Annotated in this window: 26 protein-coding genes; 20 read left to right on the top strand and 6 right to left on the bottom strand. The window is 38.1% G+C overall.

Annotated features, from left to right (window positions below):
• Positions 1-177: 177 nt before the first annotated feature.
• A complete protein-coding gene (locus ACXYMX_RS12635; protein WP_459044599.1) occupies positions 178-1,068 on the bottom strand; it encodes a peptidylprolyl isomerase in 891 nt (296 codons plus the stop codon).
• A 145-nt stretch (positions 1,069-1,213) separates the two neighbouring features.
• Here ACXYMX_RS12635 and ACXYMX_RS12640 point away from each other — a divergent pair, with 145 nt between their 5' ends.
• Positions 1,214-1,306 (top strand): YjcZ family sporulation protein, encoded by a 93-nt coding sequence (locus tag ACXYMX_RS12640; RefSeq protein ID WP_459044600.1) that lies wholly within the window; start codon positions 1,214-1,216, stop codon positions 1,304-1,306.
• Positions 1,307-1,352: 46 nt separating this feature from the next.
• On the opposite strand, the gene ACXYMX_RS12645 is transcribed toward ACXYMX_RS12640, so the two are convergent.
• From ACXYMX_RS12645 to ACXYMX_RS12665, 5 genes are all read right to left on the bottom strand, one after another.
• Positions 1,353-1,538: a hypothetical protein gene (locus ACXYMX_RS12645; RefSeq protein ID WP_459044601.1), complete on the bottom strand. Its 186-nt coding sequence runs from the start codon at positions 1,536-1,538 to the stop codon at positions 1,353-1,355.
• A 94-nt stretch (positions 1,539-1,632) separates the two neighbouring features.
• Positions 1,633-2,205, bottom strand: a complete 573-nt coding sequence (locus ACXYMX_RS12650; RefSeq protein WP_459044602.1) for an HTH-type transcriptional regulator Hpr — start codon at positions 2,203-2,205, stop codon at positions 1,633-1,635.
• A 251-nt stretch (positions 2,206-2,456) separates the two neighbouring features.
• Positions 2,457-2,819 (bottom strand): YtxH domain-containing protein, encoded by a 363-nt coding sequence (locus ACXYMX_RS12655; protein WP_459044603.1) that lies wholly within the window; start codon positions 2,817-2,819, stop codon positions 2,457-2,459.
• 124 nt (positions 2,820-2,943) lie between these two features.
• Positions 2,944-3,483: a tryptophan transporter gene (locus ACXYMX_RS12660; protein ID WP_459044604.1), complete on the bottom strand. Its 540-nt coding sequence runs from the start codon at positions 3,481-3,483 to the stop codon at positions 2,944-2,946.
• Between the two features lie 113 nt (positions 3,484-3,596).
• Positions 3,597-4,025 carry an HIT family protein gene (locus ACXYMX_RS12665; protein ID WP_459044605.1) on the bottom strand — a complete coding sequence of 143 codons (429 nt, stop codon included), beginning with the start codon at positions 4,023-4,025 and terminating at the stop codon, positions 3,597-3,599.
• 118 nt (positions 4,026-4,143) lie between these two features.
• Between ACXYMX_RS12665 and ACXYMX_RS12670 the strand changes: the two genes are divergently transcribed.
• From ACXYMX_RS12670 to ACXYMX_RS12760, 19 genes are all read left to right on the top strand, one after another.
• Positions 4,144-4,893 carry an ABC transporter ATP-binding protein gene (locus ACXYMX_RS12670; protein ID WP_459044606.1) on the top strand — a complete coding sequence of 250 codons (750 nt, stop codon included), beginning with the start codon at positions 4,144-4,146 and terminating at the stop codon, positions 4,891-4,893.
• A complete protein-coding gene (locus ACXYMX_RS12675) occupies positions 4,877-6,088 on the top strand; it encodes an ABC transporter permease (protein WP_459044607.1) in 1,212 nt (403 codons plus the stop codon). Before ACXYMX_RS12670 ends, ACXYMX_RS12675 begins: the two co-directional genes overlap by 17 nt.
• A 105-nt stretch (positions 6,089-6,193) precedes the next feature.
• The gene (locus ACXYMX_RS12680; protein ID WP_459044608.1) at positions 6,194-6,427 is read left to right on the top strand and encodes an IDEAL domain-containing protein; all 234 of its coding nucleotides are present in this window, start codon (positions 6,194-6,196) and stop codon (positions 6,425-6,427) included.
• Positions 6,428-6,567: 140 nt separating this feature from the next.
• Positions 6,568-8,550, top strand: a complete 1,983-nt coding sequence (gene uvrB, locus ACXYMX_RS12685; RefSeq protein WP_459044609.1) for an excinuclease ABC subunit UvrB — start codon at positions 6,568-6,570, stop codon at positions 8,548-8,550.
• 8 nt (positions 8,551-8,558) lie between these two features.
• Positions 8,559-11,432 carry an excinuclease ABC subunit UvrA gene (gene uvrA, locus ACXYMX_RS12690; RefSeq protein WP_459044610.1) on the top strand — a complete coding sequence of 958 codons (2,874 nt, stop codon included), beginning with the start codon at positions 8,559-8,561 and terminating at the stop codon, positions 11,430-11,432.
• 81 nt (positions 11,433-11,513) lie between these two features.
• Positions 11,514-12,659 (top strand): DUF4097 family beta strand repeat-containing protein, encoded by a 1,146-nt coding sequence (locus tag ACXYMX_RS12695; protein ID WP_459044611.1) that lies wholly within the window; start codon positions 11,514-11,516, stop codon positions 12,657-12,659.
• 197 nt (positions 12,660-12,856) lie between these two features.
• Positions 12,857-13,801 carry an HPr(Ser) kinase/phosphatase gene (gene hprK / locus ACXYMX_RS12700; protein WP_459044612.1) on the top strand — a complete coding sequence of 315 codons (945 nt, stop codon included), beginning with the start codon at positions 12,857-12,859 and terminating at the stop codon, positions 13,799-13,801.
• 11 nt (positions 13,802-13,812) lie between these two features.
• A complete protein-coding gene (gene lgt, locus ACXYMX_RS12705; protein WP_459044613.1) occupies positions 13,813-14,622 on the top strand; it encodes a prolipoprotein diacylglyceryl transferase in 810 nt (269 codons plus the stop codon).
• Between the two features lie 15 nt (positions 14,623-14,637).
• Complete coding sequence (locus ACXYMX_RS12710) at positions 14,638-15,594, top strand: nucleoside recognition domain-containing protein (protein WP_459044614.1); 957 nt, start codon at positions 14,638-14,640, stop codon at positions 15,592-15,594.
• Positions 15,587-16,243 (top strand): pyrophosphatase PpaX, encoded by a 657-nt coding sequence (gene ppaX / locus ACXYMX_RS12715; RefSeq protein WP_459044615.1) that lies wholly within the window; start codon positions 15,587-15,589, stop codon positions 16,241-16,243. The genes ACXYMX_RS12710 and ppaX overlap by 8 nt, the downstream gene beginning before the upstream one ends.
• Positions 16,240-16,782 carry an acyltransferase gene (locus ACXYMX_RS12720; RefSeq protein ID WP_459044616.1) on the top strand — a complete coding sequence of 181 codons (543 nt, stop codon included), beginning with the start codon at positions 16,240-16,242 and terminating at the stop codon, positions 16,780-16,782. The genes ppaX and ACXYMX_RS12720 overlap by 4 nt, the downstream gene beginning before the upstream one ends.
• An 84-nt stretch (positions 16,783-16,866) precedes the next feature.
• Positions 16,867-18,390: a tetratricopeptide repeat protein gene (locus ACXYMX_RS12725; protein ID WP_459044617.1), complete on the top strand. Its 1,524-nt coding sequence runs from the start codon at positions 16,867-16,869 to the stop codon at positions 18,388-18,390.
• Between the two features lie 73 nt (positions 18,391-18,463).
• Entirely contained in the window at positions 18,464-19,414 is a 951-nt protein-coding gene (trxB, locus tag ACXYMX_RS12730) for a thioredoxin-disulfide reductase (RefSeq protein WP_459044618.1), read from the top strand.
• Between the two features lie 228 nt (positions 19,415-19,642).
• Complete coding sequence (locus tag ACXYMX_RS12735) at positions 19,643-20,122, top strand: NUDIX hydrolase (RefSeq protein WP_459044619.1); 480 nt, start codon at positions 19,643-19,645, stop codon at positions 20,120-20,122.
• Entirely contained in the window at positions 20,122-21,012 is an 891-nt protein-coding gene (gene rapZ / locus ACXYMX_RS12740) for an RNase adapter RapZ (protein ID WP_459044620.1), read from the top strand. Before ACXYMX_RS12735 ends, rapZ begins: the two co-directional genes overlap by 1 nt.
• A gap of 4 nt (positions 21,013-21,016) precedes the next feature.
• A complete protein-coding gene (locus tag ACXYMX_RS12745; RefSeq protein WP_459044621.1) occupies positions 21,017-21,988 on the top strand; it encodes a gluconeogenesis factor YvcK family protein in 972 nt (323 codons plus the stop codon).
• A 24-nt stretch (positions 21,989-22,012) separates the two neighbouring features.
• Positions 22,013-22,960, top strand: a complete 948-nt coding sequence (gene whiA / locus ACXYMX_RS12750; RefSeq protein ID WP_459044622.1) for a DNA-binding protein WhiA — start codon at positions 22,013-22,015, stop codon at positions 22,958-22,960.
• Positions 22,961-22,992: 32 nt separating this feature from the next.
• Positions 22,993-23,250 carry an HPr family phosphocarrier protein gene (locus tag ACXYMX_RS12755; protein WP_459044623.1) on the top strand — a complete coding sequence of 86 codons (258 nt, stop codon included), beginning with the start codon at positions 22,993-22,995 and terminating at the stop codon, positions 23,248-23,250.
• Between the two features lie 367 nt (positions 23,251-23,617).
• Positions 23,618-24,741, top strand: a 1,124-nt coding sequence (locus tag ACXYMX_RS12760) for an IS110 family RNA-guided transposase (protein WP_459044624.1), incomplete at its 3' end; no start/stop codon positions are given.

The following is a 24,741-nucleotide window of genomic DNA, read 5'->3' on the forward strand; positions in this document are numbered from 1 at the left end:
CACGGCTCAGCACAAAATATATCTAAGTGCCTGTGTGTGTTAGTAAGGTGCCTAAAGTAAGTGTGTTTCATCCACAAACCTTGATTCATAGGTAAAAGAAAAGAGTCCAATTCATATGCGAATTGGACTCTAATAGTGTGTTTAATTGATGTTGGTGGTTTTACTAATTATTGGGGCTTATTCTTTAACTTCTTCTTCATCTTCTTTTAAGAATAAATCAAGAGCTGATTTTAAATCTTCGTCTTTAATTTTCACGTCTGCTGCTTTAACAAGTTCGGAAACTTTATTAAATAGTGCATCGGAATCTGCTTTTTCAAGCGCGATTTCATTAGAGATTTTGTCTTTATCAGCATCTGTTACTTTACCTTCTTCAACTTCACCTTTAGCTAATGTTTCAATAACATGGAATCCGTGGGAAGACTGAACTGGAGCACTTAGTGTATTCAGTTCCGCATTATATGCTGCTTCCCAGAATTCAGGAACCATTACACCGAATAGAACACCTTCGTATTCTCCGCCGTTATCCTTCGAGCCAGGATCTGTTGAATATTCTTTTGCAGCTTCTGCAAAATCAGTACCGCCATTTATTTTTTCAATAACTTCTAATGCCGTTTCTTCGTCCGCAACAAGAATATGACGTACGTGTAACTCAGCATTCTTTTCTTTGATGCGTTCACTTATCTCTTCGTCTGTTACTTCTACATCCTCAGTTAAAACCTTTTGGTTATATAAGTCTAAACGAAGTTGTTTTTTATAGCTTTCTTCGGTTAAGCCTTGTTGAGCTAATGCAGATTCAAAGCTTTCTCCCAATTGTGCTTTTGTTTCCTCTAACGCTTCTTCAACGTCTGAATCTGAAACTTCATATTTATCGGCAAGTATTTTTTCAATCGTAAGTTGCAAGATCATCTGCTCACCTGCAGCATCTTTTAATTCTTGATAAAGCTCATCTTTGGTAATATTTCCAGCTTTCGACGAAACGATAATCTCTTCATCCGCTTTGTCGTTACTACATGCGGAAAGTACAAGAAAAGCTGATGTCATAGTTAATGCTAAAATTAATTTCTTCATAATTTTCTCCCCTAACTTTTGTGTACAACAGTAGACACTATAACATAAAAACGTTTTTAAAACAAAAAGGTTCCTTCGGTAATAATTGCCTAACAAACATGGAAATAGGATGCATAAGATACAAAGAGAGAGAGGGGGTGCTCCTGTGAGCGGATGCAATCAAAATACTTCAGGTTTTGCGCTAATCGTTGTGTTATTTATACTACTAATCATCGTCGGTGCAGCGTACATGTATTAAAAATTAAAAAAAGTCCATTGTCTTGAAAAAGACAATGGACTTTATTTTATAAAGCTAATAATACTTCAAGGAAAAAAGAAGTCATTAGAAGAGTTATAAGTATATTGACGGTCATGTAAATTTTGGGTTGTTTTTCTTCAGGAATCTCTTTTGATTCACAAAGTGCATACGTCATCTTATTTATTTGGAATAAATAAAACAATGAAAACAGAACTGTAACTAAAAGAATCAATTGGGTACCCCCTCTTTTATTGCTCCCACTATTGTAGCAGAATCACTTAAGAATTGAAACTAATAATCAATAGGTGAAGGTTAGCTATTAATTGTTATTCGATATTTCGATTCTTCTTTGAAAGGGATAATTTACCGTTAGATTCATCGAATGTATTTTCAATGCTTTTAAAGCCTCTTTCAAATATCTCCATAAAATCATCCCCGTAAATATTTTTAATTACAGACATAACTTCAAGAAATTCAGGGAATTTCCCGTACAGTTCTTTTATTGGGAGAGAACCCTCAAGTATTCCATGTTTAGTATTATAATAGTTTTCATTCATTTTTACTAACAGTTCTTGGCCCTCTTCGGTAACAGAAACATATGTATTCCGACGATCATCTTCCCTTTTATAAAAGCATAAATAACCTCGTTGTTCTAGTTTTTTTGAAAAGTTAAATGCAGTAGAAACATGCATCACTCCGAATTTGGCAATATCGGAAATTGTTGCATCTTGGAGATGAAATGATATCCATAAAATATGATGTTCATTAATATTTAAGTCATAAGGTTTAATCCATAGTTGCCAGTCTTTTTCGACCGCTTTCCATAGAGCTTTTGACATTTGTGCAACACGTTGACCGAAGATCATCGATTCTTTTAATGAATATTTTTGTTCCGACATAAAAACACCCGCTTTCCGAAATTATACAATTTCTTTTATTATAGCAGAAAAGCAAAGAATTAAAAGCAGAAAATTTTTAAAAAACTAAAATTTGAATAATAAAAAAGCTATTCAGAAAAAAGAATAGCTTGAAAGTTACGTACTAAAGACCGCTAAATTATTTGTGTATCATAATGAATAGGGAACTTGCAAAACGATTTAGTTAATTTAGCCTGTAAAATAGATGAAACCCAGTTACTTCTTAAGTTTAATTATTTTTGTTGTGTTGCGATGGTTTTTTCTAGACTTTCGATAGCTGACTGGATTGCCGAAAGTTCTTTTTCTAAACGAGTTTTATTTAAATTGGTAGTATCTTTCCATTGCTCTACTGAATCCTTCATACCTTCAACAACGTTCGGAACGGTTTCTTTCGCTTCCTTGGTTAACTTTGAAACGGAAAGTTTTAAGTCACTAACTTTTTCCTTTACATCTTGAAACATTTCTTTCATATCTGTAGAAGCACTTTTAACGGTCGTTCGCAATTCACTTCCAGATTGAGGAGTGGAGTAAAGTACTGTAACTGCAGCGGCAACAGTTCCTGCTGCTAGTCCAATAAAAAATGTAGATGTTTTCATAATGATTTATATGCCCCTTTCTATACTTTCTTATAGTTTAATTAAAACACGTTCAAGGTGTGTGGGCAAACAAAAAAAGCTTTTCGAATAAGAAACGAAAAGCTTTCATCTTAAAATAGTACTATTAATTAGCGATAGCCGTATTAAACGAAGAGCGTTTCATCAGTTTATTTACAACTGGATAGATGATGAAAAATGCAAGCGAATTAATAACGATTGTAGGTAGAACAACTGTTACAAATAATATAGGGAATGGATTCTCTAGACCGGGAAGTTCCACACCTAAAATAAATAGTGCAACAGATAAGAATATCGTTCCGGAAATTAATGTACCAAGTCCTGTAAGTGCTGTAGCAACAAATAAGTTGTTTGCTATATTTTTAAGAACTTTTATGAGTGCGAAAATAATAAATGCGGTAACCAGTTTATCTATGATGTTAGGGAAGAACCCTAAAGGGAAAGTAGAAAACAATCCTGATATCACACCTGTCGATAAAGCTAGTAAGAAAACACTTTTAACATCTCTGAACAAAAGCATTCCGACAAACATCATTGCTAACATAAAATCGATTTTCATAGTTCCTGTAATTGGTGGTACGATTAGGTAAAGTGTTGCACCTATAGCTACCAATAACGCCATTAACACTAAGTTTTTTGTATTCATTTCTAATCTCTCCTCAACTCAACTAGTTTTTTTGATTTCTCCTACCGTATCCTCATGATCGGCAGCGAAAAACTTACTTTTCATCATATAATAGATTTAGATAGATCACAAGTTTAAATTTCTAAGCTTTTACGAATTCCAATTGCAATCTCATTAATTCGCTCAGGTGTATATTCAGTTGTTTTTGGATTCCAACCAGACAAGCTAAATCCGTCTGAGTCATCAAACCGTGGAACGAAATGTAGATGGAAATGAAAAACGGTTTGTCCGGCAAAGGATCCGTTATTTTGGAGTAAGTTCATTCCTTTAGGGTTCAATTCAGCTTTTAATGCATTCGCAATTAGAGGAGCAACTGAAAACAAATGTCCGGCAACTTCAGGTGTTAAATCATAGACATTTTCCACATGGTTCTTAGGAATAAGTAGGACATGTCCTTTCGTTACGGGCATAATATCCATGAAAGCGTAGACGTGGTCATCTTCATAGATTTTTGTACTAGGAATTGTTCCTTCAATGATTTTACAAAAAATACAATCCGTCATTTTGACACTTCCTTTCATTAATGTCATAAGTGTAGCATATTTTATTAGTAAAGGTAGGCGTGGACAAGACATCAATGCCGAATTTTTGTTACTATGAAATGAAGAATGGAGGATGGTTATGGCAATCGTTGAATTAATTAATGTAACGGGTGGATATTCACGGAAACCTGTATTGCATGATCTATCATTTGAGATTGGTAATGGTGAACTCGTCGGCTTAATCGGCTTAAACGGCGCCGGAAAAAGTACAACTATTAAACATATTATCGGATTAATGAATCCTCACGAGGGAGAAATTCGTGTAAACGGGGTCACATTTAGCGAGGATCCTGAGAAATATAGAAAATCATTTTCGTATATTCCTGAAACTCCGATACTATACGAGGAGCTGACACTGAGAGAACATTTAGAGCTGACAGCGATGGCGTATGGGTTGGATAAGGAGGTTTTTGAGGCACGCTCTGCCTCACTTCTACGTGAATTCATGATGGAAAAAAGATTGAAATGGTTTCCATCGCATTTCTCAAAAGGCATGCGGCAAAAAGTGATGATTATGTGCGCATTCCTAGTAAATCCACAGTTGTATATAATTGATGAACCATTCGTAGGACTCGATCCAATTGGGATTAAATCTCTGTTGGAACAAATGTCGGAAAAGAAGGCAGAAGGGGCGTCCGTTTTAATGTCAACTCATATTCTATCGACTGCGGAAAAGCATTGTGATCGTATTATTTTGCTACATGAAGGACAGTTAAGAGCACAAGGAACGATGAAAGAGCTAAGGGATGCGTTTGGTCGACCTGAGGCATCTCTAGATGACCTTTATATTGCAATGACAGAGGAATCTACTTATGAACAACTTACGTGAAATATGGGGTCAACGATTTGTCCATTATATAACGGAACTTCAAAAGTATCTGAAGTATGTCTTCACAGGGCATTTAGCCATCGTCCTAGTATTTACTCTAGGTGCCGGAGGATATGCATATAGCGAGTGGTTGAAGGAAGTACCTGCGAATTTCCCTGCCATTCTTCTAACTGCACTTGTCATTGGTGCATCGCTTACCTTTGCCACTCCAATCACCTTATTAAAACCGGCGGATAGTGTCTATTTTCTCCCTCTTGAAAAGAAACTTTCAAGTTATCTTGAGCGCGCTCTGAATTGGACAACTGTTTCACAACTACTTTTGCCACTCGCATTATATATTGTTTCTTTACCTTTGCTTGTGGCAGTAGGAAATGGAGCGAACTCAGGCTTCGTTTGGATGGCTCTTATGATTATTGTATTGAAGTGGCTGTTTGTTCGAACTGAATACTTTTTTCGTCATGCAAGGAATGGTAAATATATATGGGGAGATCGTTTGATAAGGTTTTTAATGGCTGCGTCACTCGTATATTTTTGGTTAAGTCATTCCCTTTTATTTGCTTTAATAATTTTTATCGCACTCTTTTCTTACAATTTGTACTGGCAAAAGAAGAAAGATAAAAAGCCATTTCCATATGATCACTTTATTGAGTTGGAACAAAATAGAATGATGCGTTTCTATCGATTTGCAAATTATTTTACAGATGTACCACACTTGAAGGGTTCAGTTAGTAGAAGGGGTTGGCTTACATTTGTGCTTGGCTCAGCTACTTTAGGTAAATCAGAGGCGCAAGCATACCTGGTTAAGCGAACGTTTCTTCGAACAGATGATATATTTTGGCTTTGGGTAAGACTTACAATTATATCTTTAGTAGGTGCAATTTTTATCCCTTTTCCAATCGTTGTTTTTATTTTTAGTGGTGCACTTGCATTCGCTTCCTCTATCCAACTTATTTATGCGTTGCAATCAGGGGATGAGTTTAGAATGGATCTGCTTTTTCCAGAACCCAAAAATACACGTCCAGCTGCTATACGAAAAATCGTTCGAACGGTCCAATGGATTCAAGCTGGAATTGTAGTGATTGCGGCATTTGTTAGTTTTAAAGTGTTGTTGACACCACTACTAGTTGGGTGCGTAATACTCATTGTTTCAGAAGCGACGATTCGATTAACAGCTGAAAAAGCAGAGGATTATTAGAGGTGCGAATAATATTACTAAATAATAGATAGAAAATTTTAAAAAAACTTGCAACTTCCCTTGATAATTATATATACTAATTAAAAGGCCTCAGGGGTGAGCGAAATGGAGAAGAATTATTCATATGCAGAGTTTATAAAGGCTGTGGGAAGAAATAGCTCTTCTTTCCAAGCCGAAAGACTGTTGAATGAAATTTACATGGACCTGTTTCTAAACCGAATTCACAGAGAGCAGACAAAGGAAAGGCTAACTTTACTTATCGATTTTGCATTGGATAGTAAGGATGAGGTAGCTTTTATGGAACTTTCTAAGAAATTAGTAGAGTTGGAAGAGTTATAAAGAATATAATGGGAACGCTATGTGTAAATAACATATAGCGTTTTTTCAACTTCATTTTTAAAACACCAGTTCGCTTTTTGTTCGTGAAATAAAATAGAATATGTTAAGATTAGTACAATTCTTTAATTGGAGGGATAGCGTTGGTCGAGAAATTTAATTTGCAAGCTCCGTATACTCCACAAGGTGATCAGCCAACTGCAATTGCAGAGCTTTTGAAAGGGTTGAAAAACCACGAAAAGCATCAAACACTTCTTGGTGCAACAGGGACAGGGAAAACATTTACGGTTTCTAACGTTGTTAACGAAATAAATAGACCAACTCTAGTTATGGCCCATAATAAAACGTTAGCAGGACAATTATATAGTGAATTTAAGGAGTTTTTTCCTAATAACGCAGTTGAATATTTTGTTAGTTATTATGATTATTTTCAGCCTGAAGCATACGTTGCTCATACAGATACGTATATCGAGAAAGATTCGAGTATTAACGATGAAATAGACAAGCTTAGACACTCTGCTACGTCCTCATTATTCGAAAGAAGTGACGTGTTGATCGTTGCATCGGTATCGTGTATTTACGGATTAGGTTCACCTCAAGAATACCGTGAGCATGTAGTTTCGTTACGTGTAGGAATGGAAATTGGGCGGAACGAATTATTACGGAAATTTGTAGATATTCAGTATGAAAGAAACGATATCAACTTCATTCGTGGAACGTTCCGAGTACGAGGTGACGTTGTAGAAGTATTTCCTGCATCGCGGGACGAGCGTTGTATGCGTATCGAGTTTTTTGGAGATGAAATTGAGCGCATTCGAGAAGTTGATGCACTTACAGGAGAAATTATAGCTGACCGCGATCACGTTGCTATATTCCCAGCATCTCACTTCGTTACAAGTGAAGAAAAAATGGTTCAGGCCATCGAAAATATAGAAGTTGAATTGGAAGAACAACTTAAGAAGATGCGTTCGGAAGATAAGTTGTTGGAAGCTCAACGCCTTGAACAACGTACACGTTACGATCTCGAAATGATGCGAGAGATGGGATTTTGTTCAGGTATTGAAAACTATTCACGTCATTTGACATTGAGACCAGCAGGTGCAACGCCCTATACACTAATTGATTATTTTCCAGATGACTTTCTCTTAATTGTTGATGAAAGTCATGTGACATTGCCCCAAGTTCGAGGGATGTATAACGGTGACCAAGCAAGAAAGTCAACACTTGTTGAACATGGGTTTCGATTGCCATCAGCACTTGACAACAGGCCGTTAATGTTTCAAGAATTTGAAAATCATGTTCATCAGGCTATTTATGTATCCGCAACTCCAGGACCTTACGAGATTGAGCATACACCTAAAATGATTGAGCAAATAATACGTCCGACAGGCCTCTTAGATCCGACTGTAGATGTTCGACCGATAGAAGGACAAATAGATGATTTAATTTATGAAATTAATGAACGAACAAAGAAGAATGAGCGTGTTCTTATTACGACGTTAACCAAAAAAATGTCTGAAGACTTAACGGATTATTTGAAAGATATAGGAATTAAAGTTCAATACTTACATTCCGAAATAAAAACACTTGAACGAATTGAAATTATTAGAGAGTTAAGAATGGGTATTCATGATGTACTTGTTGGAATTAACCTTTTACGAGAGGGAATTGATATTCCTGAAGTGTCGCTTGTTACAATACTAGATGCAGATAAAGAAGGTTTTCTTCGCTCGGAGAGGGCGCTAATTCAGACAATTGGTCGAGCGGCTCGAAATTCGAATGGACATGTTATTATGTATGCCGATAAAATAACAGATTCGATGGAAAAAGCTTTAGGGGAAACTCAACGGCGACGCGATATTCAAATTGCTCACAATGAAAAACATGGAATTACGCCAACGACAATCGTTAAAGAAATCCGAGATGTAATTCGTGCGTCGCAAGTGGTGGAAGAAGCAGAGTCATATGTTGAAAAATTAACAAAAGGTAAGAAGCTTACAAAAGATGAGAAGACCTCGCTTCTCGCTGTGCTTGATAAAGAAATGAGGGCGGCAGCAAAAGAGCTTGATTTTGAACGAGCGGCAGAACTAAGAGACACGATTTTGGAACTCAAAGCTGAAAGGTGAGGCCAAGGATGAAAAACAAAGAAATTGTAATTCAAGGTGCACGTGCACATAATTTAAAAAATATTGACGTGAATATACCACGCGACCAACTCGTTGTAATGACGGGTTTATCCGGATCAGGAAAATCTTCTCTCGCATTCGATACGATTTATGCGGAAGGGCAGCGAAGGTATGTAGAGTCTCTGTCGTCGTATGCTCGTCAGTTCTTGGGGCAAATGGAAAAGCCTGACGTAGATGTAATTGAAGGGTTATCACCAGCAATCTCTATTGACCAAAAGACGACGAGTCGAAATCCTCGCTCAACGGTAGGTACTGTGACGGAAATATACGATTACTTACGCCTTTTATATGCTCGAGTTGGAAAACCGATTTGTCCAATTCACGGCACAGAAATTAAGTCTCAGACTGTACAGCAAATGGTGGACCGCTTAATGGAGTTGCCTGAACGTACCCGATTACAAGTTCTAGCACCTATTGTCTCAGGACGTAAAGGGGCTCATGTGAAGCTACTTGAGGACATAAGGAAAGAGGGCTATGTTCGGGTTCGTGTAAATGGAGATATTTTAGATCTTGACGATACAATTGAACTGAATAAAAATAAGAAGCATACGATTGAAGTAGTTATCGACCGCATTGTAATGAAAGAAGATATCGCAGCTCGATTAGGTGACTCGCTAGAATCCGCACTTCGGCTAGCTGAAGGAAATGCACTTATTGATGTCATTGATGGTGAAGAAATACTGTTTAGCGAACATCACGCATGTCCATTATGTGGATTTTCAATTGGTGAACTTGAACCGAGGATGTTTTCATTCAACAGCCCATTTGGTGCATGTCAGGAATGTGATGGATTAGGAACAAAACTTGAAGTCGATCCCGAGCTTGTCATACCGGATTGGTCGCTCTCGTTAAAAAAACATGCAATCGCGCCATGGGAACCAACGAGTTCACAGTATTATCCAGAACTCCTGAAAGCTGTGGCCAAGCATTACGGGATTTCAATGGCTACACCTATTAGCAAATTATCTGAAGAACAATTGGATAAAATTTTAAATGGGTCTGGTGAAGAAAAAATCAGGTTCAAGTATACAAATGAGTTTGGCGGCACAAGAGATAGCGACATTTACTTCGAAGGGGTCATGTCGAACGTTGCCCGACGCTATAAGGAAACATCATCAGATTACGTTCGTGACCAAATGGAGAAATATATGGCTCAACGTGATTGTCCTTCATGTAACGGCTATCGTTTGAAAGAGGAAACGTTAGCAGTAAAAGTGAATAATGTTCATATAGGAAAGGTTACCGAACTCTCAATTACTGAGGCAGACGCCTTTTTCAAAAGCCTTGAACTATCTGAAAAGGATCAGCAGATTGCTGCGTTAATTTTGCGTGAAATTGCAGAACGTCTTGGTTTTCTAATTAACGTTGGACTCGATTATCTAACACTTTCACGAGCTGCAGGAACACTTTCTGGTGGTGAGGCACAACGTATCCGACTTGCAACTCAAATAGGATCTAGGCTTACCGGTGTGCTTTATATTTTGGACGAACCTTCAATCGGTTTGCATCAACGTGATAATGAACGGTTAATTGGCACGTTGAAAAGCATGAGAGATATAGGGAATACATTGATTGTCGTCGAACACGACGAGGATACAATGATGGCAGCTGATTATCTGATTGATATGGGACCAGGTGCGGGTGTCGCTGGCGGCGAGGTTGTCTCTGCGGGATTGCCTGAAGAGGTAATGAATGATCCTGCCTCGTTAACAGGTCAATATTTAAGTGGGAAAAGATTTATACCTTTACCTTTAGAAAGACGGAAATCAGATGGTAGAAAAATAACTATTAAAGGTGCTTCAGCAAACAACTTAAAAAACGTCAACGTTAACATCCCACTTGGACAATTTATTGCTGTAACAGGGGTGTCTGGTTCCGGGAAAAGCACACTTGTGAATGAAGTGTTGTACAAAGTGCTTGCGCAGCAATTAAATCGCTCGAAGCAAAAGCCGGGCCAACATAAATCAGTAGTAGGGTTAGAGGAATTGGAAAAGGTAATTGAGATAGATCAGTCACCAATAGGGAGAACGCCAAGGTCGAACCCTGCAACGTATACAAGTATGTTTGATGATGTAAGAGATGTATTTGCTTTAACGAATGAAGCGAAAGTACGTGGATATAAAAAAGGTAGGTTTAGCTTTAACGTAAAAGGTGGACGATGCGAAGCGTGTCGTGGAGATGGCATTATTAAAATAGAGATGCATTTCTTACCAGACGTATACGTACCATGTGAAGTATGCCACGGAAAAAGATATAATAGAGAAACACTTGAAATTAAATACAAAGGCAAGAATATCGCGGATGTTCTTGCAATGACAGTTGAAGATGCGCTTGTGTTTTTTGAAAACATACCAAAGATTAGTCGTAAACTACAAACAATTGTAGATGTCGGTTTAGGTTATATTAAGTTGGGCCAACCGGCAACGACGTTATCAGGTGGAGAAGCCCAACGTGTGAAGTTGGCTTCAGAACTGCATAAACGTTCGAATGGTAAATCCTTTTATATTCTCGATGAACCGACTACGGGGCTTCATACGTTTGATATAGAAAAACTATTAGTTGTACTTCAAAGACTTGTTGATAGCGGAAATACAGTACTCGTCATCGAACATAATCTAGATGTTATTAAAACAGTCGATCATATTATAGACCTTGGACCCGAGGGCGGAGATAAAGGTGGCCAAATTATCGCAACTGGAACTCCAGAGAAAATTGCAAAATCAAAGGACTCTCATACTGGATACTATCTACAATCGATTCTAGCGAGAGACCGCGAACGAATGGAAAAACGAGTTAATAATGCCGAAACGATCACAAAGTGAAACTTTTTCAAAGCCTATTCGTATATATAAGATAAGATGAAAACGGAGTAATCCGAATACTATCATCTAGGAGGTAAAGCGATGCAAAATGAACGGAAACGTATTTTAGCGATGCTTGAAGATGGGAAAATCACGACAAGTGATGCATTAACACTTCTGGAAAAATTAGAGGAACCAAAACAGAAAGCTCTACCTTTCGAAGATAAAGCGAAACAACAAGAATCAAAGGAAAAAAAGTCTACTTCTTCGGAAGGACAAAAAGAAGAGCCTTCAATGGAGGAATTTCTTGAGAACTTAAGAAAAGATTTTACGCATGCAGGAGATCGATTCATGGATTTCATGCAAACAGCAGTTCAAAAAGTTAAAACGTTTGATTTTGAATCTCCATTTGGTGAATCAATCACATTTAAGCATTCAGAAACAAAAAATGCGGAAGGTCTGGATGAAATCGTTATCGACCTTGATAATGGGAAAATAGCAATTCATTCTGAAGATACCGAGGAAGTACGTGCTGAATTCACAGTGAAAACACATAAACATGATTCAGAAAAGAAAGCGAAAGAATACTTTTTGGACCGTGTTATTGTTGTGAGAGATGAAAAGAAGTTATTAATTTCAAGTGATATGAAATTGACTCAAGTAAATTTGAATCTATATTTACCTGTAAAGCACTATGAAAAAATATCAGCTCGTATGTTAAATGGATCGTTTAGAATGGATAATGCTGACTCAAAGAAAGTCCGAGTGAGAACGGCCAATGGTAGAATCGAAGTCAAAGGTCTAGATTTTGATGAAGCTGAATTTGAAACGGCCAATGGAGCAATTAACTTAAGTGGTTTAAAGGGAAAGAAACTAGAAGCTGAATCATTAAATGGGCGTGTCTACATTGATGGTGTTTTAAAAGAGGTAGAAGCACAATCACTTAGCGGCAATGTTGCTGTAACAACAAGTGATGTGAATGCAGAAAGTATTGATGCCAAAACAATGAGTGGATCAGTTGAAATCTACATTCCATCTGGCATAGCGTTAAAAGGAGAAATTGCTTCTAATATGGGACGACTCGACTTGCAACTTAAAGATGTTGACCATACAGATGAGCATGAACAATTCTTCCAACGTTCAATTCGATTTAAAAAGGAAGTAGAAGGTTCTACATCTCCGTTACAAATTTCTGGAGAAGCGAAAACCGGATCTGTTCTTGTCTGTTACAATGCTAAACACGAATAAATAAAAACCGAAAACAGCCTGGACCTGGATTATTCACTGGGGATGGGCTGTTTTTAATTATAAAAACTACATCATTTAAGGACTATTTCAACTTCGCTAAAATTAAATAAAGAAGGCAATCCGCAGATGTAAGTCTTTTTCGATGGTATGTTAATATAAGTACAAATGCTGTGTAATTATTGAATGGAGGATTGACTATGTCTTTTGTAGTTGTAAAAGATGTGCAAAGTAATTTTGGATTAGAACTAATTGCGGGGCAAGAAGGGTTAGATAAAAAAATACATAAGAGTGACATTTCAAGGCCTGGTCTGGAGATGGCAGGATTTTTTGATTTTTATCCAGCCGACCGAATTCAACTCCTAGGCAAAACAGAAATTTCTTTTTTTATGAAACTTGAAAAATCCGTGAAAGACGATCGAATGATTCAGCTTTGTTCAGCAGATACGCCTGCTATTATTGTAGCAAATAGTATGGTTGTTCCAGATGAATTGTTAGATGCAGCTGAAAAAAATCGAGTGCCTGTTTTTAAAACTAAAATCCCAACAACTCGCTTTTCTGGAATGTTGGCAAATTACCTAGAAAGTAAATTGGCACCTATTACAACGGTACATGGTGTTTTAGTTGATGTTTATGGAATTGGAATCCTAATTACAGGGAAAAGTGGCATAGGCAAGAGCGAGACGGCACTTGAACTTGTGAAAAGAGGTCATCGCTTGGTTGCAGATGACGCGGTGGAAATTAGACAAGTTGCTGAAAATATATTAATTGGTAAAGCACCAGAACTGATTGAGCATATGATTGAGATACGTGGAATTGGCATAATTGATATCATGACATTATTTGGCGCAAGTGCGATCAAAGGAGACGCTCGAATTTCGATTGTTTTGGATCTGGAAGTATGGGAAGCAGAAAAGGAATATGATCGCCTAGGCCTGGATGAGGAAAAAGTTAAAATTATCGATACGGAGTTAAATAAGTTAACAGTGCCCGTACGACCGGGACGTAATTTGTCCGTCATTATTGAGGTAGCAGCGATGGACTATAGAATGAAGCGTTTAGGTATAAATGCAGCGAAAACATTTTCCGACAAGCTTGATAATATGATTGGAACGTCTTCAAATCATGGAAATGAAGAAAGGTAAGGTGGTTAAACGTGTTAAATTTATTGGCAATTAATCCAATTGCATTCTCACTTGGACCTTTAGAAGTCCGTTGGTATGGGATTTTAATCGCACTAGGTATCGTTCTTGCATTTATAGTTGTTCAGCGGGAAATGGTTAAACAAGGTATGCATCCGGAATTTCTAACGGATTTACTTATTTGGGCAGTTCCGATAGCAATTATTAGTGCGCGAATTTATTATGTTATTTTCACTTGGGATTATTATAAAGATAATATCGGACAGGTTATTCAAATATGGGAAGGCGGCATCGCAATCCATGGTGCATTAATTGGTGCCTTTATTACAACATATTTCTTCACGAAACGTCGTGGGATATCATTTTGGAAAGTTGTTGATATAGCTGCACCAGGGTTATTAATTGGCCAAATTATTGGGCGTTGGGGAAACTTCATGAACCAAGAAGCTCATGGTGGTCCTGTATCCCAAAACTTCCTTGATACGACGATCATCCCAGACTGGATTATGAATCAGATGACGATTGAAGGGATTACGTATCATCCTACATTCCTTTACGAATCGATGTGGAATCTCGTTGCGCTAATTCTTATTTTAGTTTTACGGAGAATTAATTTAAAACGCGGAGAGGTATTTTTGTTCTATCTTGCATGGTATTCTCTTGGACGCTTCTTCATCGAAGGCATGCGGACAGACAGCTTGTACGTAATCGGGGAACTACGTGCAGCTCAACTAGTTTCAATAATAACAATCGTCGTTGCCGTTGCCATTTTTATCATCCGACGTTTTGTCCAAAAAGTCGATACGAATTATAATGATAAGTGAACAGGAGTTGCGTAAATGAGTTCGATTAAAAAAGGATTGCAAGAAGGGATGAAAACTACTTGGTCGTTGGGAAAAATTATTTTCCCAATAACGATTCTAGTTGTTATCTTGCAACATACCCCTGTTCTTCCTTGGATAATTAATCTTGTTGCACCTTTCATGAGTCTGTTTGGACTAAGTGGAGATGCTGCAATTCCCCTAGTATTGGGAAATGCCTTGAATTTATATGCCGCAATTGCGGGTATTTTATCGCTTGAAATGTCTGTGAAAGAGGTATTTATCATTGCAGTAATGCTGTCATTTTCCCACAATCTTTTTATCGAGACGAGTGTTGCGTTGAAGGTCGGTGTAAAACTCTGGGTTGTTCTACTGGTAAGATTTGGTCTCGCTGCAATTTCGGGTATTGTTATTAACCTACTCTGGAAGGGTGGAGGAGAAATTGCGAAATATGGGATGGCTCCGAAAATCACTGAACTTCCGGAAGGTTGGTTAGAAATTGTGTTGCTGGGAGTTCAAAAGGCATCCTATGGAGTCTTTCAGCTCGCACTCATTGTGATTCCATTGATGATACTTGTTCAATATTTAAAGGATTTGAATTATCTACAGAAATTTTCCGAAAAGTTGGCACCCTTTACGAAGGTAATTGGCCTAAAGCCAAATGCTTCGATGACACTTGTTGCTGGATTAGTTGTCGGTCTGGCAATAGGTGCCGGAGTACTAATTCAAGCAGTAAAAGATGACGGCTTAAGTAAAAAAGATGCTACGCTTGCATTTATATTTCTGATAGCTTGTCACGCAGTCATCGAGGACACATTGATATTTATTCCACTTGGGGTACCAATTTTACCTTTACTTCTCATTCGAATTGTAACAGCTTTTGTATTGACGATTGCTGTTGCGTATGTATGGAGGCGTAGGGAAGAGAGCAGTGCGGAGAAGAAAGAGAAAGGGGGCACTGTTGCGGATGTCTAAACAGATTACTGCAATTTTATTTGATTTTGATGGGACATTGATGGATACAAACGAATTGATTGTACAAACTTTTGAACATGTTCTTGGTAGACATTATCCTGGGAAGTATGAACGAACAGATATTTACGCTTTTATTGGGCCAACGTTAGAAGAAACGTTCGAATCAATTAACCCCGAGAAGTCGAGCCAACTCATTCAGGAATATAGAGCGTGGAATGAAGAAATGCATGATGGCCTTGTTCATGAATTTGAAGGTGTTTCCAAAACTCTAAAATTGCTAAAAGAGAAAGGTTTGAAAATAGCCATTGTCTCGACAAAGCAAACGGCTATGGTAAAAAGAGGCGTAAAGCTCTTAGATGTCGATGAAACATTGTTTGACGCCATTATTGGATTGGACCAAGTTACACATGCAAAACCAAATCCAGAATCACTTTTATTTGCGCTCGATAAATTAGGAGTAAGTAAGGAAGAGGCGCTAATGGTTGGGGATAATTATCATGATATTCTTGGTGGACAGAATGCGGGTGTTCGAACTGTTGGGGTTGCTTGGGCATTAAAAGGAGAAGCATATCTACAAACGTTTAACCCTGATTTTATGTTGCACCATATTTCAGATATACTGGCAATTGTAGAAGAGGAATCGGTTTGAGACGCACTGAGCGATACCCTGCAAAAGGTGGAGCAAATTCACTTTGGCATATTTATAAAACGGTCCCATTTTTTAAAGTGTCTAAGAACTTTGCTGTTATCCAACTTTCAAGGTATACGCCTTTTATCCCGATGAAAAACTTTCTTTTTCGTACGTTTCTGAAAATGAAAGTTGGAAATAAAACATCGTTTGCATTAATGGTTATGCCGGACGTCATGTTTCCAGAACGAATAACGGTAGGTGACAATTCAGTAATTGGTTATAATACGACTATTCTGGCACATGAATATCTAATTGATGAATATCGCATTGGCGATGTAGTGATTGGTAAGAATGTGTTGATTGGAGCAAATACAACGATCCTTCCAGGTGTAGAAATTGGCGATGGAGCGATTGTTTCGGCTGCGACATTGGTCAATCGGGATATACCACCAGGTGTTTTTGCGGGTGGTAATCCTGTGAAAATTATTTTTACAAAAGAAGAAATGGAAGAGCGGTTAAAAACTTCTACATCGGGCATAGTTTTAGAAAATGACTGACGACGCCTCATCTATGATATAATAGAAACAATTACGAGAAGGAACGTATGATACGTTCCTTCTTCTTTTTTTGGAGGCATATGAATGGATAATAAGAATGACACACACAATAAAAATATAATCTCCTTCAATCCAGATGGTGAGTTTTATTATAAAAAAGCTGTTCAATCGATGCAAAAGGATCGTTTTGAAGAAGCACATAAGTATTTAAAAAGAGCGACAGAATTGAAACCGGACGATCCCCTGATTTTAATGCAGTACGGTGTACTTGTCATGGAAGAGGGGCGTTTTGAAGATGCTTTGGAACTATTGTTAGCCGCTCATGCACTTGATTCCTCGGAGGAAGAAATTGTCTTTTATCTAGCTGAGATACATGCGCATTTGGGCCTTCTTCGAGATGCGAAAGCTTATGCGAAAAAGTATATTTCAATGGATCCTGATGGACCGTTTGCTGATGAATCAATGGAAATTATAGATTTTGCCGAGCAAGAAGATGCATTTTACGATGAAGATGAAGTTCGAGATGGTGAAGTATATTTCTTACAAGAAAAAGCACGACGCTTAATGGAAGCCGGGGACTTTAAGGCAGCCACTGAGCTTCTTGAGTCGATTATTTCTGACAACCCGGACTTTTGGGCTGCATATAATAACTTAGCGCTTGCTTATTTTTATATCGGAAAAACGAAAAAAGCTAGAGAACTTCTTGATGATATTCTTAAGAAAAACAAAGGAAATCTTCATGCACTTTGTAATCTTGCCGTATTTTATTATTATGAAAAGAAGGAAGAAGAGCTAGAAGAACTTCTTAAGTTATTAGTGAAAATTAAACCCTATGTAATCGAACATAGATATAAATTAGGCGCAACGTTTGCACTCGTAGGTAAGCATCAAGAAGCATTCAATTGGCTTAGAAGTTTACAGAAACGTGGATTTGAAGGTGATGCGGGTTACTACTTTTGGCTTGCACATTCTGCTTACTTTTCAGGGCATCAAGAAGTAGCACAGGATGCATACGCTAAACTTATTGAAATGGATCCTACAAAAGCAGGATTCGAACCTTGGAATGGTGTAGAAAAGGACATCGAATCTAGCTCGCTTGAGCAGGATAGAGATTTTTTGCTAGCAAAAATACGAAATTCATATCGTAGCGAAAGAATGTTTGGGTTCTATCTACTTGGTAAATCGGGCCATAAACAAGAACTGATATCCCACCCTTCCTATATTAACGTCGAGAAGCTAAGTTCTTTGGAACAACTTTTTCTTGTAAGTGGTCTTGATTATGAATTCATGCCTGAAACTTCATTTGATAAATCTTTTATGCGCGCTCTTGAAACAACTGAATTACTTTACAAAAACTATCGGCCGTTAGATCGCCAGGCAACGCATTTATTTCAAATGTGGTTCACATTATGTGAAAGTGCGCTGACGAAATCTTATCACTTCAGAAATCCAAAAGGCCTTGCGGCGGCAGCAGATTATATGTTTCAATCTGCACGTTATACAGATGTGACGAAAAAGGCAATTGCAAAAAAGTTTGAAGTATCCGTGCCTACATTGACTAAATACGTGAATGAATTAATTGAGTTCTTACCTCATTTTGATAAATAAGCAAAAAAGTTGATAGTACCAAGCAATTATTATACGATTTGGTCAGTGTAATTGTTCGAAGGAGGAAATTCAAATGACGACAGAAAAAATATATGATGTAATAATTATAGGTGCTGGACCTGCTGGATTGACAGCTGCGGTATATGCTTCGCGAGGAAATCTATCGACACTAATGCTTGAGCGAGGAATGCCAGGTGGTCAAATGGCAAACACGGAAGACGTTGAAAACTATCCAGGTTTTGACCATATTTTAGGCCCAGATTTATCAACAAAAATGTTTGAACATGCGCGTAAATTTGGTGCAGAATATGCATATGGTGATGTTAAAGAAGTAATTGACGGAGAAAGTTATAAAACGATTATTGCAGGCGGTAAAGAATATAAAGCTCGTGCGATCATTATTACAACGGGTGCTGAGTATAGAAAGATGGGTATCCCTGGGGAAACCGAACTAACTGGCCGCGGTGTAAGTTACTGTGCAGTGTGTGATGGTGCATTTTTCCGAGGTAAGGAGATCATCGTAGTTGGTGGAGGAGACTCTGCAGTCGAAGAAGGATCTTATTTAACTCGTTTTGCTGACAAAGTAACAATCGTTCACCGTCGTGATGAATTACGTGCTCAGAAAATTCTTCAAGACCGCGCATTTGCTAATGAGAAAATGGACTTTGTTTGGAACACAACAATTAAGCAAGTGAACGAAAAAGATGGCAAAATCGGTTCAGTTACATTCCTTTCTACAGTAGATGGTACTGAGACAGAGTACGAGACAGAGGGAATGTTTGTATATATCGGTATGGATCCATTGACAGCTCCTTTTGAAAAACTTGGAATCCTTGATGAAAATGGATACATTGATACAAATGAAATTATGGAAACATCTGTCCCAGGTATATACGCAGCAGGGGATGTACGTGAGAAGCTCCTAAGACAAATTGTTACTGCGACTGGTGATGGAAGCATTGCAGCACAAGCTGTCCAGAAGTACATTGAAGAATTAAAAGAAAAATTAGGCGTAGAAGCATAAGTTGATTTAACCTAACTTAATAAATCTTTAACATGACTGTAACAGTTATGCAACATGAGTGGGTTATAGTAGAGTTATCAATTGACCCCCCTTTTGATATAGATTTAAAAAATTTAGACCGTCTACTGGTTAATTCCAGTAGGCGGTCTCTTTTTTCTTTCTAATGTTGTTTTGGGTGATTTAGATGTATAATAATACTATACGTGAAAATATTTTGGAGTTGGTATTATGCAAAGAATCGCAAATTTACTCGTCGTGAAAGACGGAAACGTACTATTATTGAAAAAACCACGAAGAGGCTGGTATGTGGCTCCAGGTGGAAAAATAGAACCAGGCGAATCGATTTATGAAGCGGCTAAAAGAGAGTTTAGGGAAGAAACAGGGACAGAACCAATAAAGCCTCACCTTAAAGGCGTCTATACGATGGTTATCGTAGATGAAGATAGTCAGCAGCAAGTAGATGAATGGATGTTGTATACGTTCTTGGCAAACGATTTAGAGGGCATTCCATTTACGGTAACAACTGAAGGTGAGTTGGAATGGCATCCAATAGAGAGCATACAGACACTTCCAATGGCCGAGGGTGACCGAACGAATTTAATGTTTGCGGTTACAAATTCTGGAATGCAATATGGAACGTTTGTTTATACGGAACAATTCGTATTACTGAAGGAAGAAATTCAGCATTCTAAGGAAGGTGATGAATAATGACAGAAGAGGGAATTTATAATGATGACATGGAATTAGTCATCATTACAGGAATGTCCGGAGCGGGTAAAACTGTAGCGATGCAAAGTTTTGAAGATCTAGGTTTTTATTGTATCGATAATCTTCCGCCTGAATTACTTGTTACTTTTCTTGATTTGATGACCAAGTCGGAAAATCGTATGAGAAGGATAGTGGCAGTGATGGATACGCGGGGTGGAGACCTTTTTGATTCATTAATGGGTGCTGTGGATGACTTGATTGCCCGTGAAGGTATCTCTTCTCGCATATTATTTTTAGACGCTAACGATGAAGCACTTGTTAGGCGATATAAAGAAAGCAGGCGCTCTCACCCCCTTGCTGAAGGTGGTTTACCGCTTGATGGAATACGTAAAGAGCGACAAATTCTATCTGAGTTAAAAGGTCGGGCACGATCGATTTACAATACGTCAAATTTAAAGCCAAGAGAACTTCGCGAAAAAATTATGACAGAATTCTCATCAACTGGAGAGTCTATTTTTACAGTGAATTTTATTTCATTCGGATTTAAGCATGGTATGCCAATTGATGCAGATGTCGTTTTTGACGTTCGATTTTTGCCAAACCCTTTCTATATACAAGAATTAAAAACAAAAACGGGATTACAAAAAGAAGTCGCTGATTATGTGTTAAAATGGGGAGACACACAAATGTTAATTGAAAAATTAACAGATCTCTTTAAATTTCTAATCCCTCAGTATAAAAATGAGGGGAAATCACAGGTGGTAATCGCATTTGGCTGTACAGGTGGTCAACATCGTTCTGTGACACTAGCTGAATTTTTTGGAAAACGATTTGAGGGTGAGTACCAGACTTTAATCACCCACCGTGATATTGAGAAGAGAAAGGGTTGACACTATGACGCAATCCGGGAAAGAGAAGAAAATCGTCGTTTTTGGTGGCGGCACCGGGTTAGCTACATTGCTAAGAGGCCTAAAAACTTATTCAGTGGATCTAACAGCGGTTGTTACTGTTGCTGATGATGGCGGGAGTTCAGGCAGGCTTCTCGATGAATATGACATTCCGCCTCCAGGAGATATCCGCAATGTCATGGCAGCGCTCTCAGACGTAGAGCCCTTAATTGAAACAATGTTTCAATATCGATTTTCAAGTACAGAGGATTTAAAAGGGCATTCACTTGGAAATCTGATGCTTGCCGCATTAACGGATATTACGGGAGATTTTGCTCGAGCAGTTGAGCAGATGAGTCGTGTACTTAATATTAAAGGGAAAGTGCTGCCTGCTGCTAATCAGCGTATTACACTTCATGCAGAGCTTGAAGATGGTACGATGGTTACTGGAGAATCGAAAATTCCAGCATATGAACAGAGAATTAAGCGTGTTTTTATGTCGCCAGAAGAAGTGAAACCACTACCTGAAACGGTAGCTGCGATTATGTCTGCCGACTTACTTATTTTCGGACCGGGTAGTCTGTATACAAGTATTTTACCGACAATTCTTGTTCAAGACATTCGAGATGCTGTCATCAAGTGTACTGCGAAAAAGGTGTATATTTGCAATCTAACTGCACAGGTAGGAGAAACTTATAGGTATACTGCATCAGAGCATATCAAAGCGCTATACGATCATGCAGGGGCACCATTTATTGATACGATATTGTTGAACTCAGGAGAATTCTCTTCTTATTTCAATGGAGGACCTCCTTGGCCAGTCGAAATAGATGTCAAAAAACTTGAATTGCTTGTACAGGATATCGTAATAAAAGACATTGCAATTATTAGAGATGGTATTATAGGGCATAAATCTGATAAAGTAGCAGAATGGCTCATGAATTATATAGAAAGTGCGAAAGAAATGGAACAGACCTGATCTTCGCTTGAAAGGGGATAGCTCATGTCGTTCGCAGCTAGAACAAAAAAAGAAATGACGCAGATTGAAGCTGATGATTGCTGTATTAAGTCTGAAATTGCTGCCTTTATTCGTATGAATGGTGTATTATCATTCTCTAATAAGCAGCTAAGTTTAGATGTACAAACAGAGAATGCAGCTATTGCAAGAAGGCTTTATACGAATCTTAAGCATCTTTATCCATATAAAGTGGAGCTTCTTGTTCGCAAGAAGATGCGCTTAAAGAAAAATAACGTCTACATATGTAGAATACGCGAAGGCGCAAAAACACTCTTAGAAGATTTATTGATTTTAACTGGAACGTTTCAATTTAAAAATGAAATATCCAAAGAATTGATAAAGAAAAAATGTTGCCAACGTGCATATCTGCGAGGAGCATTTCTTGCAGGAGGTTCAGTGAACAATCCAGAAACATCTTCATACCATCTCGAGATTTTCTCGATTTACAAAGAGCACAGTGAAGCGTTGGTCGATTTAATGAATAAGTTTCGTCTGAATTCAAAGTCGATTGAGCGTAAAAAAGGTTATATTGCCTACCTAAAAGAAGCAGAGAAAATATCAGACTTTTTAAGCCTTGTGGGTGCACATGTCGCTTTAATGAAGTTTGAAGATGTCCGTATTTTAAGGGATATGAGAAATAGCGTAAATCGACTAGTGAATTGCGAGACGGCAAACTTAAACAAGACAATCAGTGCTGCACAGCGCCAGGTGAACAATATCCAATTTATTGAAAGTACAATCGGCTTAAAGGAACTACCAGACAGATTACAAGAAATTGCATTGCTTCGTGTGGAGCATCAAGATATTACATTGAAAGAACTAGGGGAACTGATAACTAGTGGGACGGTCAGTAAATCTGGAGTGAATCATCGTCTGAGAAAAATCGAGGAAATAGCGGATAACCTTCGTAATGGAGGAATTGGCAACAGTTAATAGAGTTGCAAAAAAAAGGAGTGGTACATCGAATGGCAGAAAAAATAGTAGAAGTGAAAATAAAGCCTGGACTTCAGGCACGCCAAGCGGCACTTTTTGTTCAAGAAGCAAATCGATTTATGGCGGATATATTTCTTAAGAAAGATGAGAGACAAGTCAATGCCAAAAGTATAATGGGTATTATGAGCCTTGCAATCGCTCATGGAACTTCAATAACCCTTATTGCAGATGGAAGCGATGAGGATAAAGCGCTATCCTCACTTGCAGCTTTTGTTGAAAAAGAAGATTAAGTAAACAATCAAAACCGTTACTTGCTGTCTATGGACAGAAGGGAACGGTTTTTGTATGAAGTTTTTTATGAACTTGTATGTTAGTTGCACAATAAAAAACCGAACCTAAATTTAGAGGCCACTGAAAACATACTAAGATTAGTAGTGTAGACCAAGGCATTGGTTTGCACTACTATTTTTTTGTATAGTAGAGGTGAAGAATAGACCGAATTGGACTTTGGATCTCGAATCCGTACTGAAAACTGGTCTACTTCACCACCCTTATTTGAATCAGGTTTTAGTATGTTGGATCCTTTGAGATCGTGTATAAGAAATGGGAATCGATAAGGTGAAGGTGAGGCTTCAAAACATCAAGAGGAGGCAGAGTATGAAACACGTTATTGCATTTGACATCAGTATGGGTAAAAGCTATATGGTCGTTTATAACGCACTAAAAAAATGTGAAATAGAGAAGGAAATCGAACACACACGTCCCGAATTTGCGGAACTGAAGTTATTAATTGATGACATAATTGACGGATATGGTGAACAACCACACATCGTCTTTGAAGCGACGGGTGTCTATTCCAGGCCCCTTGAACGTTTCATGCGAGATAATGGCTACGGATATTATCTGCTGAATCCGCTGGAGGCGAAGCTCCAATGCGATACGCTACGTGTCCATAAAACGGACCGAAGTGACGCACATCAGTTAGCCCTGACTCACTTTACAAATAATAGACGAATCAAAACAAACTCGGATGATGTTTATAACCAACTGAAAGCTCTCTCCAGACAATATAGTGAGCTGGACGATGAATTGAGTATCGTTCGAAGTAGAATGCATAAAGTCATCCAGGTCACCTTTCCGGAATTAGAGGAAATCTTCACCAGTAAATCTCAGTTGTTTCTTAATGTAGCACAACTTTTTCCACATCCGGACATCGTCCTTACCTATTCTAAGACGATTATCAAAAACCGGATACTAGCAAATACAAACAAACGAATGTCTGTAGAAAAAGCTGAGGAGAAAGCAGTTAAGCTTTTAGAGGCCGCTGAGCAATCCTATCCGGCAGTTTCTTCAACGGACGTGTATTGCGACCAGGTCATTGTCTATGCTAAACGATATCAAGAGCTGCTTCTCCAAAAAGAACAATGCATCAATAAGATGGCAAAGTTAGCTGAGTCACTGGAAGAGTACGATGTACTCCTGAGCATCCCGGGAATAGCAACTAACACAGCAGTTCGTCTGATAGCTGAAATTGGGGAAATCCGACGTTTTGATAATAATAGACAACTTAACGCTTTCGCAGGCATTGATATTCGCCGTTATCAATCGGGTAAGTTCATTGCAAAAGACAAAATCAACAAACGCGGAAATAAACACCTAAGAAAATTACTATTTATCATCATTCAAAACATGATTAAGCAAAGGCGTTTTGGACAGAACCACTTCGTTGACTATTACGACAAAATAAAAAAGCAACCCTATAACAAATGTCATAAGGTCGC

The sequence above is a fragment of the Sporosarcina sp. CAU 1771 genome (assembly GCF_054482775.1).